Source organism: Methylobacterium gossipiicola (assembly GCF_900113485.1).
GTDB classification, from domain to species: Bacteria; Pseudomonadota; Alphaproteobacteria; order Rhizobiales; family Beijerinckiaceae; genus Methylobacterium; species Methylobacterium gossipiicola.
The window spans coordinates 1-20,661 of sequence record NZ_FOPM01000003.1; the positions used below are offsets into that span (position 1 = coordinate 1).

Annotated in this window: 22 protein-coding genes; 12 read left to right on the plus strand and 10 right to left on the minus strand. The window is 70.3% G+C overall.

Annotated elements, in window-relative coordinates; genetic code table 11:
• Positions 1–10: 10 nt before the first annotated feature.
• Both BM249_RS03110 and BM249_RS03115 read right to left on the minus strand, forming a co-directional pair.
• A protein-coding gene (locus BM249_RS03110; protein WP_091968899.1) for an IS5 family transposase occupies positions 11–816 on the minus strand; the annotation gives its coding sequence in 2 pieces (ribosomal slippage) (positions 11–495 and positions 495–816; 807 coding nt in all).
• 69 nt (positions 817–885) lie between these two features.
• Positions 886–1,158, minus strand: coding sequence for a hypothetical protein (locus BM249_RS03115; RefSeq protein WP_091968901.1), 273 nt, complete (start codon positions 1,156–1,158; stop codon positions 886–888).
• A gap of 267 nt (positions 1,159–1,425) precedes the next feature.
• Here BM249_RS03115 and BM249_RS03120 point away from each other — a divergent pair, with 267 nt between their 5' ends.
• The 3 genes from BM249_RS03120 to BM249_RS03130 all read left to right on the plus strand — a co-directional run bounded on the left by BM249_RS03120 (position 1,426) and on the right by BM249_RS03130 (position 3,628).
• A complete protein-coding gene (locus BM249_RS03120; protein ID WP_091968904.1) occupies positions 1,426–2,316 on the plus strand; it encodes a peptidylprolyl isomerase in 891 nt (296 codons plus the stop codon).
• Positions 2,317–2,439: 123 nt separating this feature from the next.
• Positions 2,440–3,000: a DUF4337 domain-containing protein gene (locus BM249_RS03125; RefSeq protein ID WP_091968906.1), complete on the plus strand. Its 561-nt coding sequence runs from the start codon at positions 2,440–2,442 to the stop codon at positions 2,998–3,000.
• 121 nt (positions 3,001–3,121) lie between these two features.
• Positions 3,122–3,628: a phosphate-starvation-inducible PsiE family protein gene (locus tag BM249_RS03130; RefSeq protein WP_091968909.1), complete on the plus strand. Its 507-nt coding sequence runs from the start codon at positions 3,122–3,124 to the stop codon at positions 3,626–3,628.
• Positions 3,629–3,717: 89 nt separating this feature from the next.
• Here the strand turns inward: BM249_RS03130 and BM249_RS03135 are convergent, their stop codons facing one another.
• Together BM249_RS03135 and BM249_RS03140 are read right to left on the minus strand one after the other, a co-directional pair.
• On the minus strand, positions 3,718–6,039 hold the full coding sequence (locus BM249_RS03135) for a Tex family protein (RefSeq protein ID WP_091968912.1): 2,322 nt from the start codon (positions 6,037–6,039) through the stop codon (positions 3,718–3,720).
• 70 nt (positions 6,040–6,109) lie between these two features.
• Positions 6,110–7,606, minus strand: a complete 1,497-nt coding sequence (locus tag BM249_RS03140; protein ID WP_425284783.1) for an OpgD/OpgG family glucan biosynthesis protein — start codon at positions 7,604–7,606, stop codon at positions 6,110–6,112.
• A gap of 207 nt (positions 7,607–7,813) precedes the next feature.
• On the opposite strand from BM249_RS03140, the gene mdoH reads away from it, so the two are divergent.
• Entirely contained in the window at positions 7,814–9,724 is a 1,911-nt protein-coding gene (gene mdoH / locus BM249_RS03145) for a glucans biosynthesis glucosyltransferase MdoH (RefSeq protein WP_091968916.1), read from the plus strand.
• Between the two features lie 6 nt (positions 9,725–9,730).
• On the opposite strand, the gene BM249_RS03150 is transcribed toward mdoH, so the two are convergent.
• Positions 9,731–10,147, minus strand: coding sequence for a hypothetical protein (locus tag BM249_RS03150; RefSeq protein WP_244528564.1), 417 nt, complete (start codon positions 10,145–10,147; stop codon positions 9,731–9,733).
• A gap of 206 nt (positions 10,148–10,353) precedes the next feature.
• On the opposite strand from BM249_RS03150, the gene BM249_RS03155 reads away from it, so the two are divergent.
• Positions 10,354–10,875, plus strand: a complete 522-nt coding sequence (locus BM249_RS03155; RefSeq protein ID WP_091968918.1) for a TspO/MBR family protein — start codon at positions 10,354–10,356, stop codon at positions 10,873–10,875.
• 6 nt (positions 10,876–10,881) lie between these two features.
• On the opposite strand, the gene hemA is transcribed toward BM249_RS03155, so the two are convergent.
• Complete coding sequence (gene hemA / locus BM249_RS03160) at positions 10,882–12,222, minus strand: 5-aminolevulinate synthase (protein ID WP_091968921.1); 1,341 nt, start codon at positions 12,220–12,222, stop codon at positions 10,882–10,884.
• A gap of 383 nt (positions 12,223–12,605) precedes the next feature.
• On the opposite strand from hemA, the gene BM249_RS03165 reads away from it, so the two are divergent.
• On the plus strand, positions 12,606–12,794 hold the full coding sequence (locus BM249_RS03165; RefSeq protein ID WP_091968923.1) for a hypothetical protein: 189 nt from the start codon (positions 12,606–12,608) through the stop codon (positions 12,792–12,794).
• 129 nt (positions 12,795–12,923) lie between these two features.
• Positions 12,924–14,213 carry a UDP-N-acetylglucosamine 1-carboxyvinyltransferase gene (gene murA / locus BM249_RS03170; RefSeq protein ID WP_091968925.1) on the plus strand — a complete coding sequence of 430 codons (1,290 nt, stop codon included), beginning with the start codon at positions 12,924–12,926 and terminating at the stop codon, positions 14,211–14,213.
• Positions 14,214–14,257: 44 nt separating this feature from the next.
• Here the strand turns inward: murA and BM249_RS03175 are convergent, their stop codons facing one another.
• Entirely contained in the window at positions 14,258–14,569 is a 312-nt protein-coding gene (locus tag BM249_RS03175; protein WP_091969330.1) for a hypothetical protein, read from the minus strand.
• A 286-nt stretch (positions 14,570–14,855) separates the two neighbouring features.
• On the opposite strand from BM249_RS03175, the gene BM249_RS03180 reads away from it, so the two are divergent.
• Genes BM249_RS03180 through BM249_RS03195 form a run of 4 tightly spaced genes read left to right on the plus strand, consistent with a single transcriptional unit; the run spans position 14,856 to position 17,640 of the window.
• The gene (locus tag BM249_RS03180) at positions 14,856–15,323 is read left to right on the plus strand and encodes a DUF2948 family protein (protein ID WP_091968927.1); all 468 of its coding nucleotides are present in this window, start codon (positions 14,856–14,858) and stop codon (positions 15,321–15,323) included.
• Positions 15,320–16,615 carry a histidinol dehydrogenase gene (hisD, locus tag BM249_RS03185; RefSeq protein WP_091968929.1) on the plus strand — a complete coding sequence of 432 codons (1,296 nt, stop codon included), beginning with the start codon at positions 15,320–15,322 and terminating at the stop codon, positions 16,613–16,615. Before BM249_RS03180 ends, hisD begins: the two co-directional genes overlap by 4 nt.
• 4 nt (positions 16,616–16,619) lie before the next feature.
• Entirely contained in the window at positions 16,620–17,120 is a 501-nt protein-coding gene (locus BM249_RS03190; protein WP_244528565.1) for a UPF0262 family protein, read from the plus strand.
• A gap of 58 nt (positions 17,121–17,178) precedes the next feature.
• Positions 17,179–17,640 (plus strand): arsenate-mycothiol transferase ArsC, encoded by a 462-nt coding sequence (locus tag BM249_RS03195; protein WP_091968932.1) that lies wholly within the window; start codon positions 17,179–17,181, stop codon positions 17,638–17,640.
• A gap of 46 nt (positions 17,641–17,686) precedes the next feature.
• Here BM249_RS03195 and BM249_RS03200 read toward each other — a convergent pair whose 3' ends face one another.
• Entirely contained in the window at positions 17,687–18,553 is an 867-nt protein-coding gene (locus tag BM249_RS03200; RefSeq protein ID WP_091968934.1) for a C40 family peptidase, read from the minus strand.
• Positions 18,554–18,768: 215 nt separating this feature from the next.
• Here BM249_RS03200 and BM249_RS03205 point away from each other — a divergent pair, with 215 nt between their 5' ends.
• On the plus strand, positions 18,769–19,119 hold the full coding sequence (locus tag BM249_RS03205) for a hypothetical protein (protein WP_091968936.1): 351 nt from the start codon (positions 18,769–18,771) through the stop codon (positions 19,117–19,119).
• A gap of 42 nt (positions 19,120–19,161) precedes the next feature.
• Here the strand turns inward: BM249_RS03205 and BM249_RS03210 are convergent, their stop codons facing one another.
• Both BM249_RS03210 and BM249_RS03215 read right to left on the minus strand, forming a co-directional pair.
• On the minus strand, positions 19,162–19,845 hold the full coding sequence (locus BM249_RS03210) for an SDR family oxidoreductase (protein WP_091968938.1): 684 nt from the start codon (positions 19,843–19,845) through the stop codon (positions 19,162–19,164).
• Positions 19,846–19,948: 103 nt separating this feature from the next.
• Positions 19,949–20,656, minus strand: coding sequence for an MgtC/SapB family protein (locus tag BM249_RS03215; protein WP_091968940.1), 708 nt, complete (start codon positions 20,654–20,656; stop codon positions 19,949–19,951).
• Between the last annotated feature and the right edge of the window lie 5 nt (positions 20,657–20,661).

A 20,661-nucleotide genomic window follows, 5' to 3' on the forward strand; every position in this document is an offset into this window, starting at 1 on the left:
CTAAGAGCGCCTAACAGAACCGTCTGATCTGGTTGAGGGTGATGAGGCTGGCGGCGAGGCTCGTGAAGGCCTCGTAGATGTCTGCGCGTCGCTCATAGCGGATGGGCAATCGACGGAATCGGTTGAACCAGGCGTGGGTGCGCTCCACGACCCAACGGTGACGACCGAGTTTCTCGCTGCTCTCGATGCCGCGTCGAGCGATGCGCGGCACGATCCCTCGCGCCCGGCACTCCTGGCGGCGGGGTCTGGCATCGTAGGCCTTGTCGGCGTGCAGCTTGTCCGGACGGCGTCGCGGTCGTCCGCGCCGACCGCTCCGCACAGACGGGATGGCATCGAGGGTGGCCGCCATCATGACGGTGTCGTGCCGGTTGGCACCGCTCAGGCAGAAGCCGAGCGGCGTGCCGCGCGCGTCGGTGACGAGATGGCGCTTCGTCCCCGGCTTGCCCCGGTCCGTCGGGTTCGGGCCAGTGGCAGGCCCCCTTTTTTGGCCTGGACAGACGCGCTGTCCAGGCAAGCCCGGCTCCAGTCGATCTCACCCGCCGCGTGCAGGCGCTCCAGGAGCACGTGATGCAGGCGGCGCCACACGCCCGCCGCTTGCCAATCCCGCAGCCGACGCCAGCAACTCATGCCGCAGCCGCAGCCCATCTCGGCCGGCAGCATCTCCCAGGGCAGCGCCGAGCGTAGCACGAACAGGATACCCGTCAGCGCAGCCCGGTTCTCGATCGGACGACGCCCACCCTTCGGACGCGGACGAGGCGGCGGGAGCAGCGGAGCGATCTCATCCCAGAGATCATCGGGGAGAAGCGGTCTGGCCATGCCAAACCAACGCGGAAAACACCGCTCGGTGCCGTTCTGTTAGGCGCTCTAAGTCCCGGACGACCGGGATCAATTGAGCTCGCAGAAGCCGACGCCGGAGCCGACGATCCGCCCGTTGCCGCACCAGACCGGCGCCGCGCGGGCGTCCTCGGAGGGGCGCTGGGGCGCCGGCCGGACGCCCGGCTCCGCGAAGGTCGGCCGCAGGGCCTGTTCGTCGGGAAGGCTGCCCGTGGTGAGAGGCTCGAAGGGGGCGGCCGAGAGGGGACCGGCCTCGGCCGTCCCGGTGAACGCGAGGACCGATCCCAGAAGGGCCACCGCGAGGGGGACCGAATTCGCGCGCATGCCGACCTCCGTGAACGCGACCGCCCCACCCTTGCCGCCGACCCGTTAACGGCGCGTAGCCGGGGCTGCGCGAATGCGAACGATCACGGCCATTCGCCATGGCCGGTGATCTCTGCCGTTCGGTCGTCTTGCCATCGGGCTCGGCGCGCGCCACCTGTGTCGGCGCCAAACACGCGGCCCTTCCGGCCGCCGCCCCCGCCTCGCATCGCGTCCGGACGCCAGAACGGCCGGGGATGCGGCGGGGGGCCACGCCCGAAGGACGCCGCCATGTCGCTCACCCACGCCCTCCTGCGGACCAGTGCCCTGGCGCTGTTCCTGGCCGCCCCCCTGGCCGGAGCCCAGGCACAGCAGCCCGCCGCCCCGGCCGCGCCTGCGACGAAGGCCGTGGCGCCCGAGACCGTGGTGGCGAAGGTGAACGGCGCCCCGATCACCGAGGGCGATCTCGCCATCGCGGCGGACGATCCGGCCCTGTCCCTGCCGGGCGTCGACGACGCCCAGAAGCGAAACCTGCTCATCGACTACATGGTCGACCTGAAGGTCGGCGCCCAGGCGGCCGATGCGGCGAAGGTCGCCGACACGCCGGACTTCAAGCGCAAGCTCGCCTATTTCCGCGACAAGCTCCTCCTCGACGACTACCTCGAGCGCGAAGCCAAGAAGGCCGTGACCCCGGAGGCCGCCAAGGCCCTCTACGATCAGACCGTGAAGGCCATGAAGCCCGAGGAGGAGGTTCACGCCCGCCACATCCTCGTGGAGAACGAGGACGACGCGAAGAAGATCGCCGCGCGGATCAAGGGCGGCGAGGACTTCGCCAAGGTGGCGGCCGAGGCGTCGAAGGATCCGGGTTCCAAGGCCGAGGGCGGCGACCTCGGCTGGTTCACGAAGGAGCGCATGGTGGCGCCCTTCGCCGACGCCGCGTTCAAGCTCAATGCCGGCCAGGTCTCGGACCCGGTCAAGACTCAGTTCGGCTGGCACGTCATCAAGGTCGAGGAAAAGCGCACCAAGCCGGTGCCGACCTTCGACGAGATGAAGGAGCAGGTCGACCAGTACATCACCCGCAAGGCGCAGCAGGACCTCATCCTCAAGCTGCGCGAGGGCGCCAAGGTCGAGCGGACGGCAGCGGCCCCCGCCGAGGGGAAGGGCGACGCCAAGAAGCCCTGACGCGGGAAACCCTGATACCGTGAGGTGACGCCGCCACCGCATTCCGGCGGCGGCGTCGGTTTTCCGGTTGCGCTTGGGGCCTGGATCGGCTGTGAGTCCCGCCGTCGAATCGGGGGAGGCAGCATGTCGGGTGGTCACGGTGGCGGCGGCGGGTCCAACAAGCGCGTGGCGCTGCTGATCTCGGTCTTGGCGCTGTTCCTCGCGCTCGCCGAGACCCTCGCCAAGGGGGCGCAGACGGAGGCGCTCAGCGCCAACGTCGAATCGTCGAACCAATGGGCCTACTTCCAGGCCCGCACCATCCGCACCACGATTCTGAAGACCGCCGACGAGACCCTGGCCCTGCTACCGGCGGACGCGGCGAATTCGGATGCCATCAAGGCCAAGCGCGCCGAATGGGCGAAAACCATGGCCCGCTGGGAGAGCGAGCCCGCCACGGGCGAGGGTCGCAAGGAACTGAGCGAGAAGGCCCGCCACGCCCAGGAGGTGCGCGACAAGGCCCTCCACCGCTATCACCATTACGAGTTCGGCTCGGCCGCCTTCCAGATCGGGATCGTGCTGGCTTCCGCCGAGGTCATCACCGGCATCGCGGCCCTCGTCTTCGGCGGTGCGCTCCTGGGTGTCGCCGGGTTGGCGATGCTGGGGTTCGGTCTCTACGCGCCCAACGTGCTGCCGTTCTTCCACTGATCCAGGATCTCGCCGATCCCGACCCGGAGCCGGGATCGGCATGCCACTCGACAAGGCCCCGCTTCGCCTGCCAGACTGCCCCACGACCGGTGATTGAGTCCGGCGTCGGGGTGGATGCGCCATGGCTGACGACGTGGAGGAAGAGAGCCGGCTGACGCGGATCTCGGGCTTCCTGTTCATGCACACGGAGCACGCGGTCTACGCCGTGCTCGGGGTGCTCCTCGCCGCCACCGCGATCCTGGCGCTGGTCGATGCCACCGGCCTCCTCGTCGGCGCGATCCACGAACTCGGCGGCTCGGCCAAGCTCCTGGAGATTGTCGACCGGCTGCTGTTCCTGCTGATGCTGGTGGAGATCCTGCACACGGTGCGGGTCTCCATGCGCTCGGGCAAGCTCACCTGCGAGCCGTTCCTCATCGTCGGACTCATCGCGTCGATCCGGCGGGTGCTGGTCATCACCCTGCAATCGTCGGAGGTGATGCACGGCCCGCTCAATCCGGAGCGCGAGGCGCTGTTTCGCATCTCGATGATCGAGCTCGGGGTGCTCGGCGGCCTCATCCTCGTCATGGTGCTGTCGATCTTCCTCCTGCATCGCGCCCGCGACGACCAGCAGGTGGCGGGGCAGGAGTAGTATCGTCTCCGGCTGATTGCCTCGGATCCGTGAGACGCGACAGGCTCCCTCTCCTGACAGAAGAGGGGACCCGCGTTGGGCGGGGTCACTCACCGCCGCTGCTTGGATTCGGCGGCGCGGCGGAGCGCTTCGGCCAAAGCGCCCCCGGGTTCGGCCCCGGCCTTCGGCGGCGGCGGGGCCGCCTGCATCCGGGCGGGGGCCGGGCGCTCCTCGCGCCGGCCGGGGCGGGGGGCTTGCGCCTCGTCCGAGCGCATGGAGAGGGCGATGCGCTTGCGGCCCGGATCGACCTCGACGACGCGCACCTGCACCACGTCGCCGGGTTTCACCACCTCGCGCGGGTCCTTCACGAAGCGGTCGGCCAGCACCGAGATATGCACCAGCCCGTCCTGATGCACGCCGATATCCACGAAGGCACCGAAGGCGGCGACGTTGGTGACCACCCCTTCGAGGCGCATGCCGGGCTTCAAGTCCGAGATCTTCTCCACCCCTTCCTGGAAAGTCGCCGTCCGAAAGGCCGGGCGCGGATCGCGGCCGGGCTTCTCCAACTCCGCCAGGATGTCGGTGACCGTCGGCAGGCCGAAGGTCGCGTCGGTGAACTTTTTCGGATCGAGGCCCCGCAGGGTACCGGTATTGCCGATCACCGCCTGGATCGGCTGACCGGTGGCGGCGAGAATCCGCCGCACCACGGGATAGGCTTCCGGGTGGACGCCCGATGCGTCGAGGGGATCGGTCCCGCCACGGATGCGCAGGAAGCCGGCGGCGAGTTCGTAGGCTTTCGGCCCGAGGCCCGGCACCTTCTTCAGGGCGGCGCGGCTGCGGAACGGGCCGTTGGCGTCACGATGGACCACGATGTTGGAGGCGACCCGCTCCGTCAGGCCCGAAACACGGGCGAGCAGGGGGGCGGAGGCGGTGTTCACGTCGACGCCGACGCCGTTCACGCAATCCTCCACCACGGCGTCGAGGGAGCGGGACAGTTTTCCTTCGGCGAGATCGTGCTGGTATTGCCCGACGCCGATGGCCTTGGGCTCGATCTTCACGAGTTCGGCCAGCGGGTCCTGCAGACGCCGGGCGATGGAGACGGCGCCGCGGATCGACACGTCGAGGTCGGGCAGTTCGGCGCTGGCGTAAGCCGACGCCGAATAGACCGAGGCGCCGGCTTCCGAGACCATCACCTTGGTGAGCTTCAGCTCGGGCTGCTTGGCGATGAGGTCGGCGGCGAGCTTGTCGGTCTCGCGCGAGGCCGTGCCGTTGCCGATGGCGACGAGTTCGACCCCGTGGGCGCGGCAGAGCTTGGCGAGGGTGATCAGGGCGCCGTTCCAGTCCCGGCGCGGCTCGTGCGGGTAGATCGTGTCCGTGGCCACCACCTTGCCGGTGGCGTCGACCACGGCGACCTTCACGCCCGTGCGGAAGCCCGGATCGAGGCCGAGGGTCGGTCGCGCCCCCGCCGGGGCCGCGAGCAGGAGATCGCGCAGGTTGCCGGCGAACACGCCCACCGCCCCGGTCTCGGCCACGGCCCAGAGGCGGGCGCGCAGATCCGTGTCGATGGCGGGCTTGAGCTTCGTCCGCCACGCCTTGCGCACGGTGTCCATCAGGAAGGCGTCGCCCGGTCGCCCCGCGTCGCGCACCCCGAAGGTCTTGGCAATGCGCAGTTCCTGCGAACTCGGCTGGCCCTTGGCCGGCGCGTCGCCGACGGCGTCCGTGAGGTCGAGGTCGAGCACCTCCTCCTTCTCGCCCCGGAACAGGGCGAGGATGCGGTGCGAGGGCAGGCGGGCCAGGGGCTCGGAAAACTCGAAATAATCGGAAAATTTCTCGCCGGCCGCCGCCTTGCCCTTCTTCACCGTCGAGACCATCCGGCCGCGCTGCCAACCGCTCTCGCGCAGGCTGCCGACCAGTTCCGGGTCCTCGCTGAAGCGCTCGATGAGGATCGCGCGGGCGCCTTCCAGGGCGGCGTCCGTGTCGGAAACACCCTTGGCGGCATCGACGTAGCCCTTCGCCGCCGCCTCCGGAGCCTGATCGGGACGGGCCAGGAGGGCTTCGGCCAGGGGACCGAGCCCGGCCTCGCGGGCGGCCTGCGCCTTGGTCCGGCGTTTGACCTTGAACGGCAGGTAGAGATCCTCCAGCCGCGCCTTGGTGTCGGCGGCGAGGATCCGGGCGCGCAAGGGGGCGTCGAGCTTGCCCTGGGCCTCGATGCTCTCCAGCACCGCCGCGCGCCGCGCCTCCAACTCGCGCAGATAGGCGAGACGCTCTTCGAGGGTGCGCAACTGCGCGTCGTCGAGGGTGCCGGTGACTTCCTTGCGGTAGCGCGCCACGAACGGCACCGTGGCGCCCCCATCGAGGAGATCGACGGCGGCCTTGACCTGCCATTCGGCGACGCCGAGTTCCGTGGCGAGGGTTGCGTTGATGCTGGCCATGCGACGTCTCCCGATGGGGCCGGGTGTCTACGGGCGCGGCGCCGGCCGGTCAAACGCCCGCGCGAATTCGTCAGGCCGCCGCGTCCCAGGTTTCCGTGAGGGGCCGGCCCTCCTGCATGAGGCGGGCACGCAGCACGACATCCCCGGGCGGCCGGGTGGCGGGCGGGCGCCACTCGACATAGAGGCGCCAACCCCCGGTCTGGGGCACGAATTCGACGACGGGGCCCACCAGGGTTCCGGCACTCGCCGAGACGTCGGCCGCGAGGGCGGCGCCGGATTCGTGTGGCAGGCCGGGGCCTTCGAAATCGACGACGTAGAGGCGCCGCTCCGGGCTCGGCGGGGTCGTCGGACGCAGGCGCTCGGCCGAGCCGATCCGGGTCGAGACCACGCGGGCGAGCGTCTCCGGCACCACCGCCACCGGCTCCGCCCCCACCGTGGTCAGGGTGTAGCGCGGGAGGAGGGTGCTGCCCGCCGCGACGGGCGCGGCCGGCACGAAGGCCGCCACGATGTTGTCCATGTACTCTTCCCGCGAGGGGATCTCGAACAGCTGGACCGCGCCGGTCCCGAACCCCGCTTCCGGCGTCACCCACAGGCCCGGCCGGGCTTCGTGGCGGGCCTGAACGTCGAGATAGGCAGGAAATGTCCGCTCGCGCTGGAGCAGCCCGAACCCGACGAGGGGATCGACGGAGAAGGCCGAGATCTGCGGCGCGCGGCGTCCGTTCACCAGGGGGCGCCACAGCCGGTCGCCGTGCGTCGCCACGGCGAGCCCGTCTGAATCGTGAACCTGCGGCCGGAAATCGTCGAAGGGCTCGGCGCCCGGCGCCCCCGGCCCGTTCTGGCCGTGCAGGAACATGCTGGTCAGGGGCGCGAGGCCGAGGCGCGGGATCGCCGCGCGCGGATGCAGGGCGGCTTCGACCCGCATGACGGATGGGTCGCCCGGGGTGACGCGGAAGCGATAGGCCCCCGTCAGGCTCGGCGATTCGAGGAGGGCCAGGATCTCGACGGTGCGGGCATCGTCCTCGGGTTCACAGATCCAGAAGGCGGTGAAGTCCGGAAACTCCTCCGGGCCCGGACCACCCGTGCCGATGGCGGCCCCCCGCGCCGACAGGCCGTATTCCTGGCCCTTGCCCCGCAGGCGGAAATACGAGGCGCCGAGGAAGACGAGGAATTCTTCCTGTCCTTCGGGGCGGGCCGCGTCGAAGGCATAGTGCAGGCGAAAGCCGGCAAAGCCGAGGTCGGGCGGGAAGGTCCGGCCCTGGAGCGCCGGGCCGAGATCGAACAGGTCCGAGCCGTAGGCGACGGGTTTCGCGGCTGCTCCGGGGGGTTGCAGGAACAGGTCGACGCGCTTTCCCTGCAGGAAGCCGCGATGAAACAGCTGCACCGAGAAATGCGCCCCGAGGCGCAGGCTCGCCCCGGGGCGGAAGGTGATGGCCCGGTAGCCGTCGTAGGTCAGAGCCTTGAGGGGGGCCGGCAGGTCGTCGGGGCGCGGCCGGTACGGGTTCGCCGCGAGGGCCTTCGCGTGTTCGGCGAGGGCGGCGAAGGTGGTGGGCGCCCCACGGTCGGGCAAGGGCGCCGCCATCGTTCGGGCGACATTCAGTTCGGTGATACTAGGTATGACCGTGCCCATGACCGCACCCAATGTGGTCTGCAGGGCGCGGCGCCGCGAGACGGGCTCCGTCGACCCGTTTCCGTCCCGACCGTCATCCCTATCCATCGTGTGCCTGTCCGCGTGATCGGGCATCGCTGGTTCCCCTCGCACGAGATTCCCGCGCCCATGTCTCAGCGGTTGTCGCACGACGCTCAGGCCGTCGAAAACCCAGGCGGCGAAAACCCGACCGGGCTCGGGGCCTCCGCCGAACCCTCGTTCCTCGGACGCCGCCTGATGCTGGCCGTGCCGACGCTGGCGACCGGCGCCCTCATCGCGGGGCTGGCGGTGACGGCCTATGGTCCGCCGACGGGGTGGCTCGGCGCCGTCGTCCTCACCCTGTTCTGCCTGGTGATGGCCTGGCAGGCGTTCGTCGCCTGGCAATACGTTTACGGGCTCGTGGCCAGCGCGCTGGGCGACCGGGCCAAATCGAACCTCGAAATCCGCTCCCTGACCGTTCCGGCCCGCGCCTCGGGCCTGAGCCGGACGGCGGCGGTGGTGGCCATCCACGCCGAGGATGCCGTGGCGGTGTTCGCGGCGCTGCGGGTCATGGCCCGCTCCCTCCAGCGCGAGGGCGGCGACGGCTCCGACATCGATCTCTTCGTGCTGTCGGACACCCGCGACGGCGCCATCGCGGCGGTGGAGGAGCACGAATTCGCCCGCATCACCGCCTGGGCGGCCCAGAACGGACCCGGCCTGCCACGCCTGCGCTATCGCCGCCGCCACGACAATGCCGGGCGGAAAGCGGGCAACATCGCCGAATTCTGCCGCAGCTACGGGGCCGAATACGATTTCATGATCGTCCTCGACGCCGACAGCCTCATGACCGGCGCGGCCATGCGCCGCCTCGCTCGCCTCATGGAGGAGAGCCCCCGCGTCGGCCTGATCCAGACCGTGAGCTACGCCACCGGGCGCGACACCCTGTTCGCCCGCATTCAGCAATTCGCCGTGCGTCTCTACGCCCCCCTGTCGATCCGCTGCCTCGAGACGTGGCAGGGACCGGACGGCAGCTATTGGGGCCACAACGCGATCCTGCGGATCGAGGCCTTCGCCAACAACGCCGAACTGCCGGTGCTGCCGGGGCGTGCCCCGCTCGGCGGCGAGATCCTGTGCCACGACATCGTCGAGGGCGCGCTGCTGCGCCGGGCGGGCTGGGAGGTGCGCCTCCTGCCGGAGATGGGCGGCACCTGGGAGGAGATGCCGACGAACCTCGTCGATCTTCTGGGCCGCGAGCGCCGCTGGTGCCAGGGCAACATGCAGCACCTGCGCGTGCTGCCAATGCCGGGCCTGCGTCCCGCCAGCCGCTGGCACCTCGCGGTGGGGATCCTCTCCTACATGGCCTGCCCGCTCTGGGTGGCGTTCCTGGCGCTGGGCACCGTCCAGGCGGTGGCGACGGGGGACCTCGGTCTCCTCGGCTACGGCCTCACCGGAACGGGGGCGGCCGCCAACGCCCTGGCACTCCTCGTGATCACCGTGCTGGCCGTACCGAAATTCCTGAGCCTCGCCCATGTCCTCGCCTCGCCCGAGCGCCGGGCGGCCTTCGGGGGCACGGCCTCGCTTCTCAAAAGTGCCGCCCTCGAACAGATGGTGTGGGTGCTGCTCTGGCCGGTGATGACCCTGTTCGCGGCGGGCGCCGTCGCCACCACCTTCGTCGGTCGGGTCGTGCGTTGGGACGCCCAGATCCGCGACGACCGCCGGGTGCCATGGCGGGAGGCCTGCCGGCTCCAGGTCGATACCCTGGTGGCCGGCGGCCTCCTCGCCGGCCTCCTCGCCTATGCGGCCGACCCGTGGCTCGCCCTGTGGATGGCGCCCGTGGCCCTCGGCCTCCTGTCGAGCCCGGCCCAGAGCGTGCTGACCAGCCGGGCCGATCTCGGCCGGCGGGCCCAGGAACGGGGCCTGTTCCTCACCGTCGACGACACCGCGCGGGACGTCGATCTCACCGCCCTCGCCCAGTCGCGGGGCGGGGTCGAGGCGCGACCCGACCGGGCGAACTCCACGGACGCCCTGGCCCTGCGGCCGAGCGAAGCGCCCGTGACCTGAAACGGCTCACTCCGCCGTCTTGCCCAAGACATCGATGGGATCGGTGCGTTGGCCGGGATGCGGCTCCTTGGTGACGCTGCCGCCGCCTTGCTGGCCATCCGATTTCAGGCCGGTGCCGCTGGCGAGTTCGAGGCAGGTCACCATCTCGACGTAAGAGGGAAAGCCGCCGGCGTCGAACTGCTTCTCGCACTGGCGTTTCGCCGCCGGGGTGAACTCGCCCCAGCGGCGCTTCACCTCGTCCCGCGCCGATCGCTCCGAGCGCAGGCACCCGTCCTGGCTGGCATTGTTGTTGACGCCGGCCGAGGCGGCGGATCGACAGGTCTTGTCGATGTCGAGGCTCGGCGGGCCGTCCGCCGCCCCGGCGGGCGCCACCATCAGCGCGAGGGCCGCGAATCCGGCCAGGAGACAGGGAAGGTTCGTCATCGCGGGTCTTTCGGGGAGAGGCTTTGCGAGGGGACTTTGACCCACAACGCGAGCCTCGCGGGATCGGACCCGTCGCGGACGTAAAATCGCGCCGTGAAACCGGGGCGACCCGATTCGCGTTCCCCTGCGAGACGCCAGGGACGAAAGGCGGTACGCGAGCCGGTAAGCGCTTCAGCCGACGGCGCATCTCGACTGAGGATTCCCGGATGACCGCCTCGACCCTGCACGTTCCCGAAAAACCGGCCCTGTCCCGCTACCCCCGGCTGGCGGCGGCGATCCTGCCCGTGCTGCTGACGAGCGTCCTGGGGGGGATGGCGACGGGGCCGAACATCGAGGGCTGGTACGCGGGGCTGACCAAGCCGTCCTTCAACCCGCCGAACTGGGCCTTCCCCGTGGCGTGGACGATCCTCTACAGCCTCATCGCCTTTTCGGCGTGGCGGCTCCTCGGGGCCATGCCCCGCACCGGGCCGACGCGGGAGGGCTGGCGCCTCGCCGTCATCGCCTTCGCGGTGCAGCTTGCCCTCAACGCCGCCTGGACGCCGACCTTCTTCGCCGCCCACGCCCTCGGGGCGGCGGTGATCGTCGCCGCCGCGATGTTCGTGATGATCCTCTGGACCATCCGCCTGACGTGGCGGTTCGACCGCCTCGCCGCCGGGGTGCTCGTCCCCTATGCCGCCTGGGTCGGATTCGCGACGATCCTCACCACCGCGATCTGGCGCCTGAACTGAGCTGTTCTACTCCGCCGCCTCGACGAACACCGTGCCGGCGCGCGGCAGGTCGAGGGTGTCCCAGGTCTCCATGAGCGCCGCCGTCAGCTTGGCGATCCGGGCGTCGTCGTGAAACGGCGAGGGGGTGATGCGCAGGCGCTCGGTGCCGCGCGGCACGGTCGGGTAATTGATGGGCTGGATGTAGATGGCGTGGTGTTCGAGGAGGTGGTCGGCCGCCGCCTTGCACAGCTCGGCATCGCCCACCATCACGGGCACGATGTGGGTCTCGGTGTGCAGCACCGGCAGGCCCGCCGCTTCCAGGGCCGCCTTGGTGCGGTTGGCCTGGCGCTGGTGCGCCTCGCGCTCCACGGTCGAACGCTTGAGGTACCGCACGGAGGCACGGGCCGCCGCCGCGATGGCGGGGGGCAGGGCGGTGGTGAAGATGAAGCCGGGCGCATGGCTGCGCACGGCGTCGCACAGGGCCGCCGAGCCGGTGATGTAGCCGCCGACGCAGCCATAACCCTTGGCGAGGGTGCCCTCGATGACATCGACCCGGTGCATCACACCGTCGCGCTCTGAGATGCCGCCGCCGCGCGGTCCGTAGAGGCCCACGGCGTGCACTTCGTCGAGGTAGGTCATGGCGCCGTAGCGCTCGGCCAGATCGCAGATGGCGCCGATGTCGGAGACGTCGCCGTCCATGGAATAGACGCTCTCGAAGGCGATCAGCTTCGGCCGGTTGCCGGCCGCGATCAGCAGCTCTTCGAGATGGGCGAGGTCATTGTGGCGGAAGATGCGCTTCTCGCACCCCGAATGCCGTACGCCCTCGATCATCGAGTTGTGGTTGAAGGCGTCCGACAGGATGAGGCAGTTCGGGATCAGCTTGGCGATGGTCGAGATGCCGGCCTGGTTCGAGACGTAGCCGGAGGTGAAGACGAGGCCGGCTTCCTTGCCGTGGAGGTCGGCGAGTTCACGCTCCAGATCCACCAGGGGCGAGTTGTTGCCGGCGATGTTGCGGGTGCCGCCGGCGCCGACGCCGCAGCGCGCCGCCGTCTGGGTCATGGCGCCGACCACGTCGGGGTGCTGGCCCATGCCGAGGTAATCGTTCGAACACCAGACGGTGATCTCGGAGGTACCGCCATCGGGCTTGCGCCAGTTCGCCGTGGGGAAGCGGCCGGAGATGCGCTCGATATCGGCGAAGACCCGGTAGCGGCGCTCGTCGTGCAGGCGGTCGAGGGCGGTGCGGAAGTGGGCATCGTAATCGGCCCGGACCTTGCTAGAAGGTTCCTTGATCGAAGGCCCTTTGGCAGAACGTCCGATAACGGTGGTCTCGCTGGTCTCGCTCGTCGCGGGCATCCGGTTCACGGGCATCCGTCCTTCACGCTTGGGCTGATTGGCCGGCGGTGGGATCGCGGCCTCTGGCGGGATCGTTGGTGCGAGACCCCTCCTACCAGACGGAAGGTTCGCCTTTGGTTTCTTCAGGAGGGCCGTGGTTCCCGGTCCGGAGACGGCGAACCCCGCGCGTCGCGCTTGGCTCCTGCAATGAAGTCGACACGATACAGGTGAATTTGGAATTGGTTCAAGTCGACAACCGCAGCCCTGATCTGAACCTTGGCCTTGGCTCTCCGGTCTTGCGAACCGGGCCGTGACCGTTCGCGCCCGGAGCGTCCGTCCGTCAGCCATGGACAGCCGGCCCGTCGCCGTGGTCACGGGGGATCGGACGAGGCCGGCCGAAGCAACCTGATCGAGGCGTCATGACCGAACAGACGGACAAGCGAGCCGAGCGCCTGAAGGCGGCTCTGCGGGAGAACCTGCGACGGCGCAAGGCGCAGGTGCGCGGCCGTTCCGACCGCCCCCCGGTCGTGACGCAGGACGGCGATCCGCCGCAACCGGTCGGCCAGCCAGACGACGCGAGGCCGCGCGAAGACGACGACCCGACTTGAGCCGCCGAACGATCCCTTTTCCGACAAAACTCACGTATACGCGCTGCCACGAGACGGAAGGCGGGCCGTGGGCTCTCCAGGAGACCGGTCCCGCGACTGCCGGGGCGTGAAGCGTAAGGTTGAACTGTAATGGACCGCATCACCATCACCGGCGGAAGACCGCTCAACGGCGTGATTCCGATCTCGGGCGCCAAGAACGCGGCCCTGCCCCTGATGATCGCCAGCCTGATGACCGGTGAGACCCTGGAACTCGGCAACGTGCCGCGTCTCGCCGACATCAACGCCCTGCTGCGCATCCTCGGCAATCACGGCGTCGACCACATGGTCGTGGGCAAGCGTCCGGGCCAGACCACGGAGACGGGGCAGACCATCCGGCTGACCGCCTCCAACGTCATCGACACCACGGCGCCCTACGAACTGGTCTCGACCATGCGGGCGAGCTTCTGGGTCATCGCCCCCCTGCTGGCCCGCTTCGGCGAGGCCCGCGTCTCGATGCCGGGCGGCTGCGCCATCGGCACCCGCCCCGTCGATCTCCTGCTGATGGCCCTGGAGAAGCTCGGCGCCACCGTCGAGGTCGATGGCGGCTACGTGGTCGCCCGCGCCAAGAACGGCCTGCGCGGTGGCGAGATTCATTTCCCCAAGGTCACGGTTGGCGGCACCCATGTCGCGCTGATGGCGGCGGCGCTGGCCAACGGCTCGACCCTCATCGAGAACGCGGCCCGCGAGCCCGAGGTCGTCGATCTCGCCGCCTGCCTCACCAAGATGGGGGCGCGGATCGAGGGCGCCGGCACCCCGCGCATCACGATCGAGGGCGTGTCCCGCCTGCACGGCGCCCGGCACGACGTGCTGCCCGACCGGATCGAGACCGGCACCTACGCCATGGCGGTGGCCATGACCGGGGGCGACGTCACCCTCGAGAACACCCGCGCCGACCTCCTGCACGCCGCCCTCGACGTGCTCTCGACCACGGGTGCCGAGATCACCACGGGCGTCGACACCATCCGGATCCGCCGCAACGGCGGCGGCATCGCGGCCGTCGACGTCACCACCGATCCGTTCCCGGGCTTCCCCACGGACCTGCAGGCGCAGTTCATGGCGCTGATGACCCTCGCCAAGGGCCAGTCGAACATCCGCGAGACGATCTTCGAGAATCGCTTCATGCACGTGCAGGAGCTGGCGCGCCTCGGGGCGAAGATCCGCCTCGAAGGCGATCTCGCCATCGTCGAGGGCGTCGAGCGCCTCAAGGGCGCGCCCGTGATGGCCACCGACCTGCGCGCCTCGGTGTCCCTCGTCATCGCCGGCTTGGCGGCCGAGGGCGAGACCAGCATCAACCGGGTCTATCATCTCGACCGGGGCTTCGAGGCCCTGGAGGCGAAGCTCGCCCGCTGCGGCGCCGAGATCACCCGGGTTCGCTCGTAAGCGAGAACGACGCCGGTCCGCGCGGACCGGCGTCGTCATTTCGATCAGCCGCCGACGGCGCCGCGCTTGTAGCCGAAGCCGGGAATCTCGCAGCCGCAGGGGGCGTTGTAGGGGGCGGGCCGGGTGACGCAGTTGCCGCGCGCGGTGACGCAGAGGCTGCCGCCGCGTCCGCCACGGGGGCGCCCGTCGTAGCGATCGTAGTCGTAGCGATCCCGGCGGCGCTCGTAGCGATCCTCGTCGTAGCGGCGCTCGTAGCGCCGGGGGCGGTCGTCGTCGTAACCGTAATACTGGGCCTTGGCCTCGAAGGCGCTGAGACCGGTGCCGAAGGTCGCCGCCGTCGCGATCGCCAGGAGAATGCGCTTCACCGAATGGTCCTTTCCGTCATCCCCGGCCCGGCGCCCGATGCGGTCGGGTTCGGGGTTCAGGGTTCGCAGGTCTAGGCCCGAGGCCTAAACCGATGCGGATGAACGCAAGCTGAGACCGTTCGTTCTCCACACCAAAGCGCGGCGCCCGGGAAAAACGCGAAGCGGAGCGGTCCGTGGGGGCGCAAGGTTGCCGTGGGCCGGCGGCCTCGCTACCTACGGGGCCGACGGTCGCATTCCCCGATGCCGGCCCAACCCGAGAGAGCGCGACACCCCCGCCATGGAGCTTCTCAAGCTCGCCGCCCTCGACACGGACGACCTCGCCGTGCTCTCGGCCCACCTGCAGGACGCGATCGTGCGGACCGAGGATCTCGCCTATCTCGCCGACACCCACCGCTTCGTGCTGGTGGCCCGGCGGTTCGACTGGTCGGCGGAGGCGGGCGCGCCGCCCCGTCGGCGTCTCACGGGTGTGCATTTCGAGCGGGTGCTCGGGGTGCGCCATCGCGGCCTCGTGCCGGGCGCGTCCTCTGAGACGCCCCTCGAACTCCTGGCCGTCACCTTCACGCCGGGCGAGGCTCCGTCCGGCACCGCCACCCTGGTCTTTGCCGGCAACGCGGCGATCCAGCTCGACCTCGAATGCATCGAGGTCCGCCTGAAGGATCTCGGGCCCGTCTGGGAGGTCGATGGCCGCCCGGATCATGAGGCCGTCGCCGCCGGACGCGCCGCCGTCGAGGGACGCCCATCATGATCCGCCTCACATCCACCGCCGCCGATTTCGCCGAGAGCTTCGCCCGGCTGCTCACCGTCAAGCGCGAGATCTCCGAGGATGTCGACGAGACCGTCCGGGGGATCATCGCCGGCGTGGTCGCGGGCGGTGACACGGCGCTGGTCGACTACACCCGCCGCTTCGACCGCGTCGGCGAGGAGTTCACCACCGCGTCCCTGCGGGTGACGCCCGACGAGATCCAGGCGGCCATCGCGGCTTGTCCCGCCGAAGCTCTGGAGGCCCTGCGGTTCGCCGCCACCCGCATCCAGGCGTTCCACGAGGGTCAGGTCCCGGGCGATCACCGGGCGACGGACGCCCTCGGGGTCAGCAGCGGCTGGCGCTGGACCGGCCTCGAATCCGTCGGCCTCTACGTGCCGGGCGGGACGGCGAGCTACCCTTCGTCGGTGCTGATGAACGCCATTCCGGCCCGCGTCGCCGGGGTGCCGCGCCTCGTCATGGTGGTGCCGATGCCGGAGGGAGCCATGAACCCCCTGGTGCTCGCCGCCGCCGATCTCGCGGGCGTGCACGAGGTCTACCGCGTCGGCGGCGCCCAGGCGGTCGCGGCCCTCGCCTACGGCACCGACACCATCGCGCCCGTGGCGAAGATCGTCGGGCCGGGCAATGCCTGGGTGGCGGCGGCCAAGCGCCGGGTGTTCGGGCAGGTCGGCATCGATATGATCGCCGGCCCCTCCGAAGTGCTCATCCTCGCCGATGCGCACGCCAATCCCGACTGGGTGGCGGCCGACCTCCTCGCCCAGGCCGAGCACGATATGGCGGCGCAATCGATCCTCATCACCGATTCGGCCGACCTCGCCGACGCCGTCGAGGGGGCCGTCGAGCGGGCCCTCGCCACGCTGCCCCGCGCCGAGATCGCGCGGGCGAGCTGGCGCGATTACGGCGCCATCGTGGTGGTGCGGAACTTCGACGAGGCGGTGCCCCTGGTCGATCGCCTGGCCCCCGAGCACCTCGAGATCGAGACGGAGGATGCCGAGGCGCTCGCCGCCAAGGTGCGCAACGCCGGTGCGATCTTCCTCGGTTCGCACACGCCGGAAGCCATCGGCGATTACGTCGGCGGCCCCAACCACGTCCTGCCGACGGCGCGCTCGGCGCGGTTCTCGTCCGGACTCGGCGTCCTCGACTTCATGAAGCGCACGACGATCCTGCGCTGCACCCCCGAGAGCCTGCGGGCGCTCGGACCCTCGGCCATCGCCCTCGGACGTTCGGAGGGCCTCGAAGGCCACGCCCGTTCGGTGGCTATCCGCCTGAACCTGTGAGGGGATGATGCCCGGCGCGGCCAAATCCACGGAGCCGAAATCTCCCAACCGCCTCGTGGCGGTGACCCTCGACGAGGATTCCATCGGTCGGGGCAATCCCGATCAGGAGCATGAACGCGCCATCGCGATCTTCGACATCCTCGAAGAGAACAGCTTCACGATTCCGGGGCGCGAGGGGCCGTTCACCCTCACCCTCGGCCTCGTCGAGAGCAAGCTCGCCTTCGCGATCCGCACGGAAGCGGGCGACCCGGTGATGACGCACCTCCTGTCGCTGACCCCGTTCCGCCGGGTGATCCGCGATTACGAGATGATCTGCGAGAGCTACTACAACGCCATCAAGACGGCTTCGCCCACCCAGATCGAGGCCATCGATATGGGCCGGCGCGGCCTGCACAACGAGGCGTCCGACCTGTTGAAGCAGCGCCTCGAAGGCAAGGTCGATCTCGACCACCAGACGGCGCGACGCCTCTTCACCCTGGTCTTCGCCTTGCATTGGAAGGCTTGAGGGGCCGACGCCCCTGTCCGCAGCGTGCTGGCTTTGAGGACCGGGAGGCAGTGACCGGATGGCGGACGAGGCCGGCCCGAGGAAGAAGCGCGTCCAATCGGCCCTGTTCATGTGCAACTTCAACGCCGTGCGCTCGCTCGCGGCGGAGGCCATCGCGCGCCACTATTTCGGCAAGTCCATCTACGTGCAGTCGGCCGGCGTGCGCTCGGGCGAGCCCGCCGACCCGTTCATGGTGGCGGCCTTGGACGAGATCGGCATCGATGCCGCGCGCCACAAGCCGCGTACCCTCGCCGAACTCGAGGAGTGGGAAGGACTGAACTTCGACCTCATCGTCACCCTGGCGCCGGAAGCCCACCATGCGGCCCTCGAACTCACCCGCACCAACGCCGTCGAGGTGGAATATTGGCCGACCCCCGACCCGACGAATTTTCACGAAGGCTCCCGCGATCAGCGCCTCGACGGCTACCGCGACGTGCGCGACGGCCTGATCTACCGCATCAAGTCGCGGTTGAAGGGGTGATCCGGCGGCAGCCGGATCCCCGAGCCCGCGCGGCGCATGAGCGAGGTTATGCTGTAAGCCGGCGGATCGAGGTCACCGGCCCGTAGCTCTTCTCCAGGATCCGCGCCACGGCGAGCCCCAAGGGCTCCACCGCCACGGCCATGTGGAAGCCGTTGGCGTGGATGAGCCGGGTGGCGTCGAGCATGAGCCCGACATGGCCGCGCCAGAACACGAGGTCGCCGCGCCGCAGGTCGTCGAGGCGAGGTGGCAGGGCCTCGCCGAGGCCGCGTTCCTGTTGATCCGCATCGCGCGGCGCCGCGATCCCCGCCGCCGCGAGGCTTAGCTGGACGAGGCCCGAGCAGTCGAGGCCGAGACTCGTGCGCCCACCCCAGAGATAGGGGGTGCCGATGAGGCGCTCGGCGGTCCCGGCGAAATCGGGCTCCGTCGCCGAAAGATCCGCGCAATGATCGGCGAACACGTGTTCGCCCGTGGCCAGGCGCAGGTATTGCCCCGCCTGCGCCGTCACCGCGATGCGGGCGCCGAGGGTGAGGTATCCGGCGGCGGGCAGCTTCAGGTCCGGGCCGGGATACAGGAAGGTCCGCAGGGCCGTGACCCGATGCGTCGGCGCCGGATCGGCGGGGCCCAGGGCCGCCTCGGGCAAGTAGCCGACATAGCCGTCCGGCCCGAGACGGACCCAGGCGAATCCTTCTTCCGCCTCGTAGAGCGTCACCGCGTCGCCCATGACCGCCTCGGTGTCGAGGCCGGCATCGAACCGGGGGGCGCGCCGCAACGGCGCCGAGGGCACGACGACGCGGCGGGCCTCCCCGGGGACATAGCGCTCCGCCGAAACCCGGCCGCGCAGGCGGATGTCGGCGAGATCGGGCCGGGCGGGGATGAGGCGGGGATCGGTGATGTCGGAAAGGTCGTCGAGCATGGTGGGATTATCCGGTCTGCCCCTCCGGATCGCAACGGCGTGACGTTTCGACGCGTCGCCGCGGCCCGTCGGCGCTTGGCGCGGCGCTTGCTGAGTTGACGAGACGGGAACGGCGCCGAACGCACCGCCTCGGGCGTTCAGCAATGTCCGCGACGCAACGGCCCGACGCGCTTTTGTGCACTGCACATGCCAAGCCCGCCGCGTATGATCTTCGAATGCCGAGCGCGAGTGCCGCCGTGAAGAAGACCCCGAAATCCTTCCAGGATCTGCCGCCGATCCGCGTGCGCCGCGAGCCGCCGACGATTCCGGAGGCCGTCGCCGCCGCCCAGGACCTCGCCGACGACCTCGAGCATCAGGTCGAGATCGCCGCCGGTCTCATCGGCCTGCCCGCCGACGAGGTTCGCCCGCACGTCCTCGCCGCCGCCAAGGCGAAGCCCGAGCGGGCTCCGGAGCGCATCCTCACCACCGGCAGCCCGAACCGGGCACCCCGCACGGTCATCGTCGAGCGCCGCACCCGGCCACCCGTCGTGGTGGAGCGGCGCGGCCGTCCGCCCCTGAGCCGTTAGGGTTTCGGCCGCTCCGGTTCTCCGAAGCGGCCGGATGATCGATTACCAATCCAGCGTCTTGCCCGTGTAATCGACGTAGACGCAGCCGGTCCGGCCGAGATGGCCTTCGATCACGTCGGTCATGCCGGCGACGCTGGTGGGCACGTCGATGTCGGCGTCGGCCCCGCCCATCTCCGTGCGCACCCAGCCCGGATGCATCAGTAGCACGCCCAAGCCCGCGTCGCGGTGGCGGATCTCGAAGCTGCGCGCCAGGGTGTTGAGGGCCGCCTTGCTCGCCCGGTAGTTCTCCCAGCCGCCGGATTCGTTGAGGCCGACGCTGCCGAGGATCGAGCTCATGAAGGCAACGAGGCCCTTCGGGGCGAGGCGATCCAGGAAGATCTCGGCGAAGCGGATGGGGCTGATCGCGTTGGTGAGATAGACCTGCGCGGCGACATCGCGCGGCACGGCGTGCAGGGGTTCGTGCGCCTGCGTCGCGACGCCCGCCACCACGAAGACGAGGTCGTAGCGTTCCCCCGACAACCGGTCGTGCAGGGCCGCGACGGCGACATCGTCGTCGATGTCGGCGGTCTCGACGCGCAGGGCGTCCGACGCCAGGGCGGCGAGGCCCGGCGAGGGCGAGCGCTGGGTGGCGGTGACCCGCCAGCCGCGCTGCAGGAAGGTCTCGACGAGGCCGAGACCGAGGCCGCGCGAGGCCCCGACGATGAGCGCGTTCTTCCGATCTGCCATGGTGTCCGATCCTCGTACCCGATGCGTGGCACGGAGATCGGGCACCGATCATCCCACGGCAATGCGGTGGGCACCGCCCTGAGTGCGTCTCCGCACGCTCGGCTCAATCCGCCGTCTGCACCGACCATGTGGCATGGGTGACGAAGGAGGCGCGTCCCAGGGCGGCCGTCACCGCGTCGAGTTCGCCGGGGGTCACCGCCGTGGCGACGAGGGTCGCCACCACCTCGACGGTGTCCTCGCCGCGCTCCACCACCTCGATGCCGCCGACGGGATAGTCCGCCGCTTCCAGGCGCTCCACCAGGAGGTCGCGGGCCGGGCCGGCGGCGTCCGCCTGCACCGTCACCTGCACCTCGTAGGTCGCCTCCGTCTGGCTCTCGTCGATGGGCGCGCGGTTGATGGCGTTGACCAGGGGCCGCAGGAGGGTGTTGCCGGCGAGGACGGCCGCCGTGACGAAGGCGGCTTCCAGGGGAAAGTCCGCCCCCGCGAAGGCGCCGACCGCCGCCGAGCACCACAGGGTCGCGGCCGTGTTGAGGCCGCGCACGTTCATGCCCTCCTTCATGATCACGCCGGCTCCGAGGAACCCGACGCCGGAGATCACGTAGGCCACCGTGCGGGTGCCGCCCGGCGCGCCTTCGAGGCGCATGCCGAGATCGACGAAGGCCGCCGCCCCCACGGCGACGAGGACGTTGGTGCGCAGGCCCGCCGTCCGTTGCCTGTACTGGCGTTCCGCCCCGATGAGGGTGCCGAGGCCGAAGGCGACGATGAGGCTGACGGCGGAATTGACGAATTCGGGAAGGGGCGACGAGAGCATGCCGC

Excerpts from the sequence above, each read along its gene's own strand:
- BM249_RS03115 (WP_091968901.1), bottom strand. The coding sequence starts at position 1,158 with ATGCGCGCGAATTCGGTCCCCCTCGCGGTGGCCCTTCTGGGATCGGTC.
- BM249_RS03120 (WP_091968904.1), top strand. The coding sequence starts at position 1,426 with ATGTCGCTCACCCACGCCCTCCTGCGGACCAGTGCCCTGGCGCTGTTC.
- BM249_RS03125 (WP_091968906.1), top strand. The coding sequence starts at position 2,440 with ATGTCGGGTGGTCACGGTGGCGGCGGCGGGTCCAACAAGCGCGTGGCG.
- BM249_RS03130 (WP_091968909.1), top strand. The coding sequence starts at position 3,122 with ATGGCTGACGACGTGGAGGAAGAGAGCCGGCTGACGCGGATCTCGGGC.
- BM249_RS03135 (WP_091968912.1), bottom strand. The coding sequence starts at position 6,039 with ATGGCCAGCATCAACGCAACCCTCGCCACGGAACTCGGCGTCGCCGAA.
- mdoH (WP_091968916.1), top strand. The coding sequence starts at position 7,814 with ATGTCTCAGCGGTTGTCGCACGACGCTCAGGCCGTCGAAAACCCAGGC.
- BM249_RS03150 (WP_244528564.1), bottom strand. The coding sequence starts at position 10,147 with ATGACGAACCTTCCCTGTCTCCTGGCCGGATTCGCGGCCCTCGCGCTG.
- BM249_RS03155 (WP_091968918.1), top strand. The coding sequence starts at position 10,354 with ATGACCGCCTCGACCCTGCACGTTCCCGAAAAACCGGCCCTGTCCCGC.
- hemA (WP_091968921.1), bottom strand. The coding sequence starts at position 12,222 with ATGCCCGTGAACCGGATGCCCGCGACGAGCGAGACCAGCGAGACCACC.
- BM249_RS03165 (WP_091968923.1), top strand. The coding sequence starts at position 12,606 with ATGACCGAACAGACGGACAAGCGAGCCGAGCGCCTGAAGGCGGCTCTG.
- murA (WP_091968925.1), top strand. The coding sequence starts at position 12,924 with ATGGACCGCATCACCATCACCGGCGGAAGACCGCTCAACGGCGTGATT.
- BM249_RS03180 (WP_091968927.1), top strand. The coding sequence starts at position 14,856 with ATGGAGCTTCTCAAGCTCGCCGCCCTCGACACGGACGACCTCGCCGTG.
- hisD (WP_091968929.1), top strand. The coding sequence starts at position 15,320 with ATGATCCGCCTCACATCCACCGCCGCCGATTTCGCCGAGAGCTTCGCC.
- BM249_RS03190 (WP_244528565.1), top strand. The coding sequence starts at position 16,620 with ATGATGCCCGGCGCGGCCAAATCCACGGAGCCGAAATCTCCCAACCGC.
- BM249_RS03195 (WP_091968932.1), top strand. The coding sequence starts at position 17,179 with ATGGCGGACGAGGCCGGCCCGAGGAAGAAGCGCGTCCAATCGGCCCTG.
- BM249_RS03200 (WP_091968934.1), bottom strand. The coding sequence starts at position 18,553 with ATGCTCGACGACCTTTCCGACATCACCGATCCCCGCCTCATCCCCGCC.
- BM249_RS03205 (WP_091968936.1), top strand. The coding sequence starts at position 18,769 with ATGCCGAGCGCGAGTGCCGCCGTGAAGAAGACCCCGAAATCCTTCCAG.
- BM249_RS03210 (WP_091968938.1), bottom strand. The coding sequence starts at position 19,845 with ATGGCAGATCGGAAGAACGCGCTCATCGTCGGGGCCTCGCGCGGCCTC.
- BM249_RS03215 (WP_091968940.1), bottom strand. The coding sequence starts at position 20,656 with ATGCTCTCGTCGCCCCTTCCCGAATTCGTCAATTCCGCCGTCAGCCTC.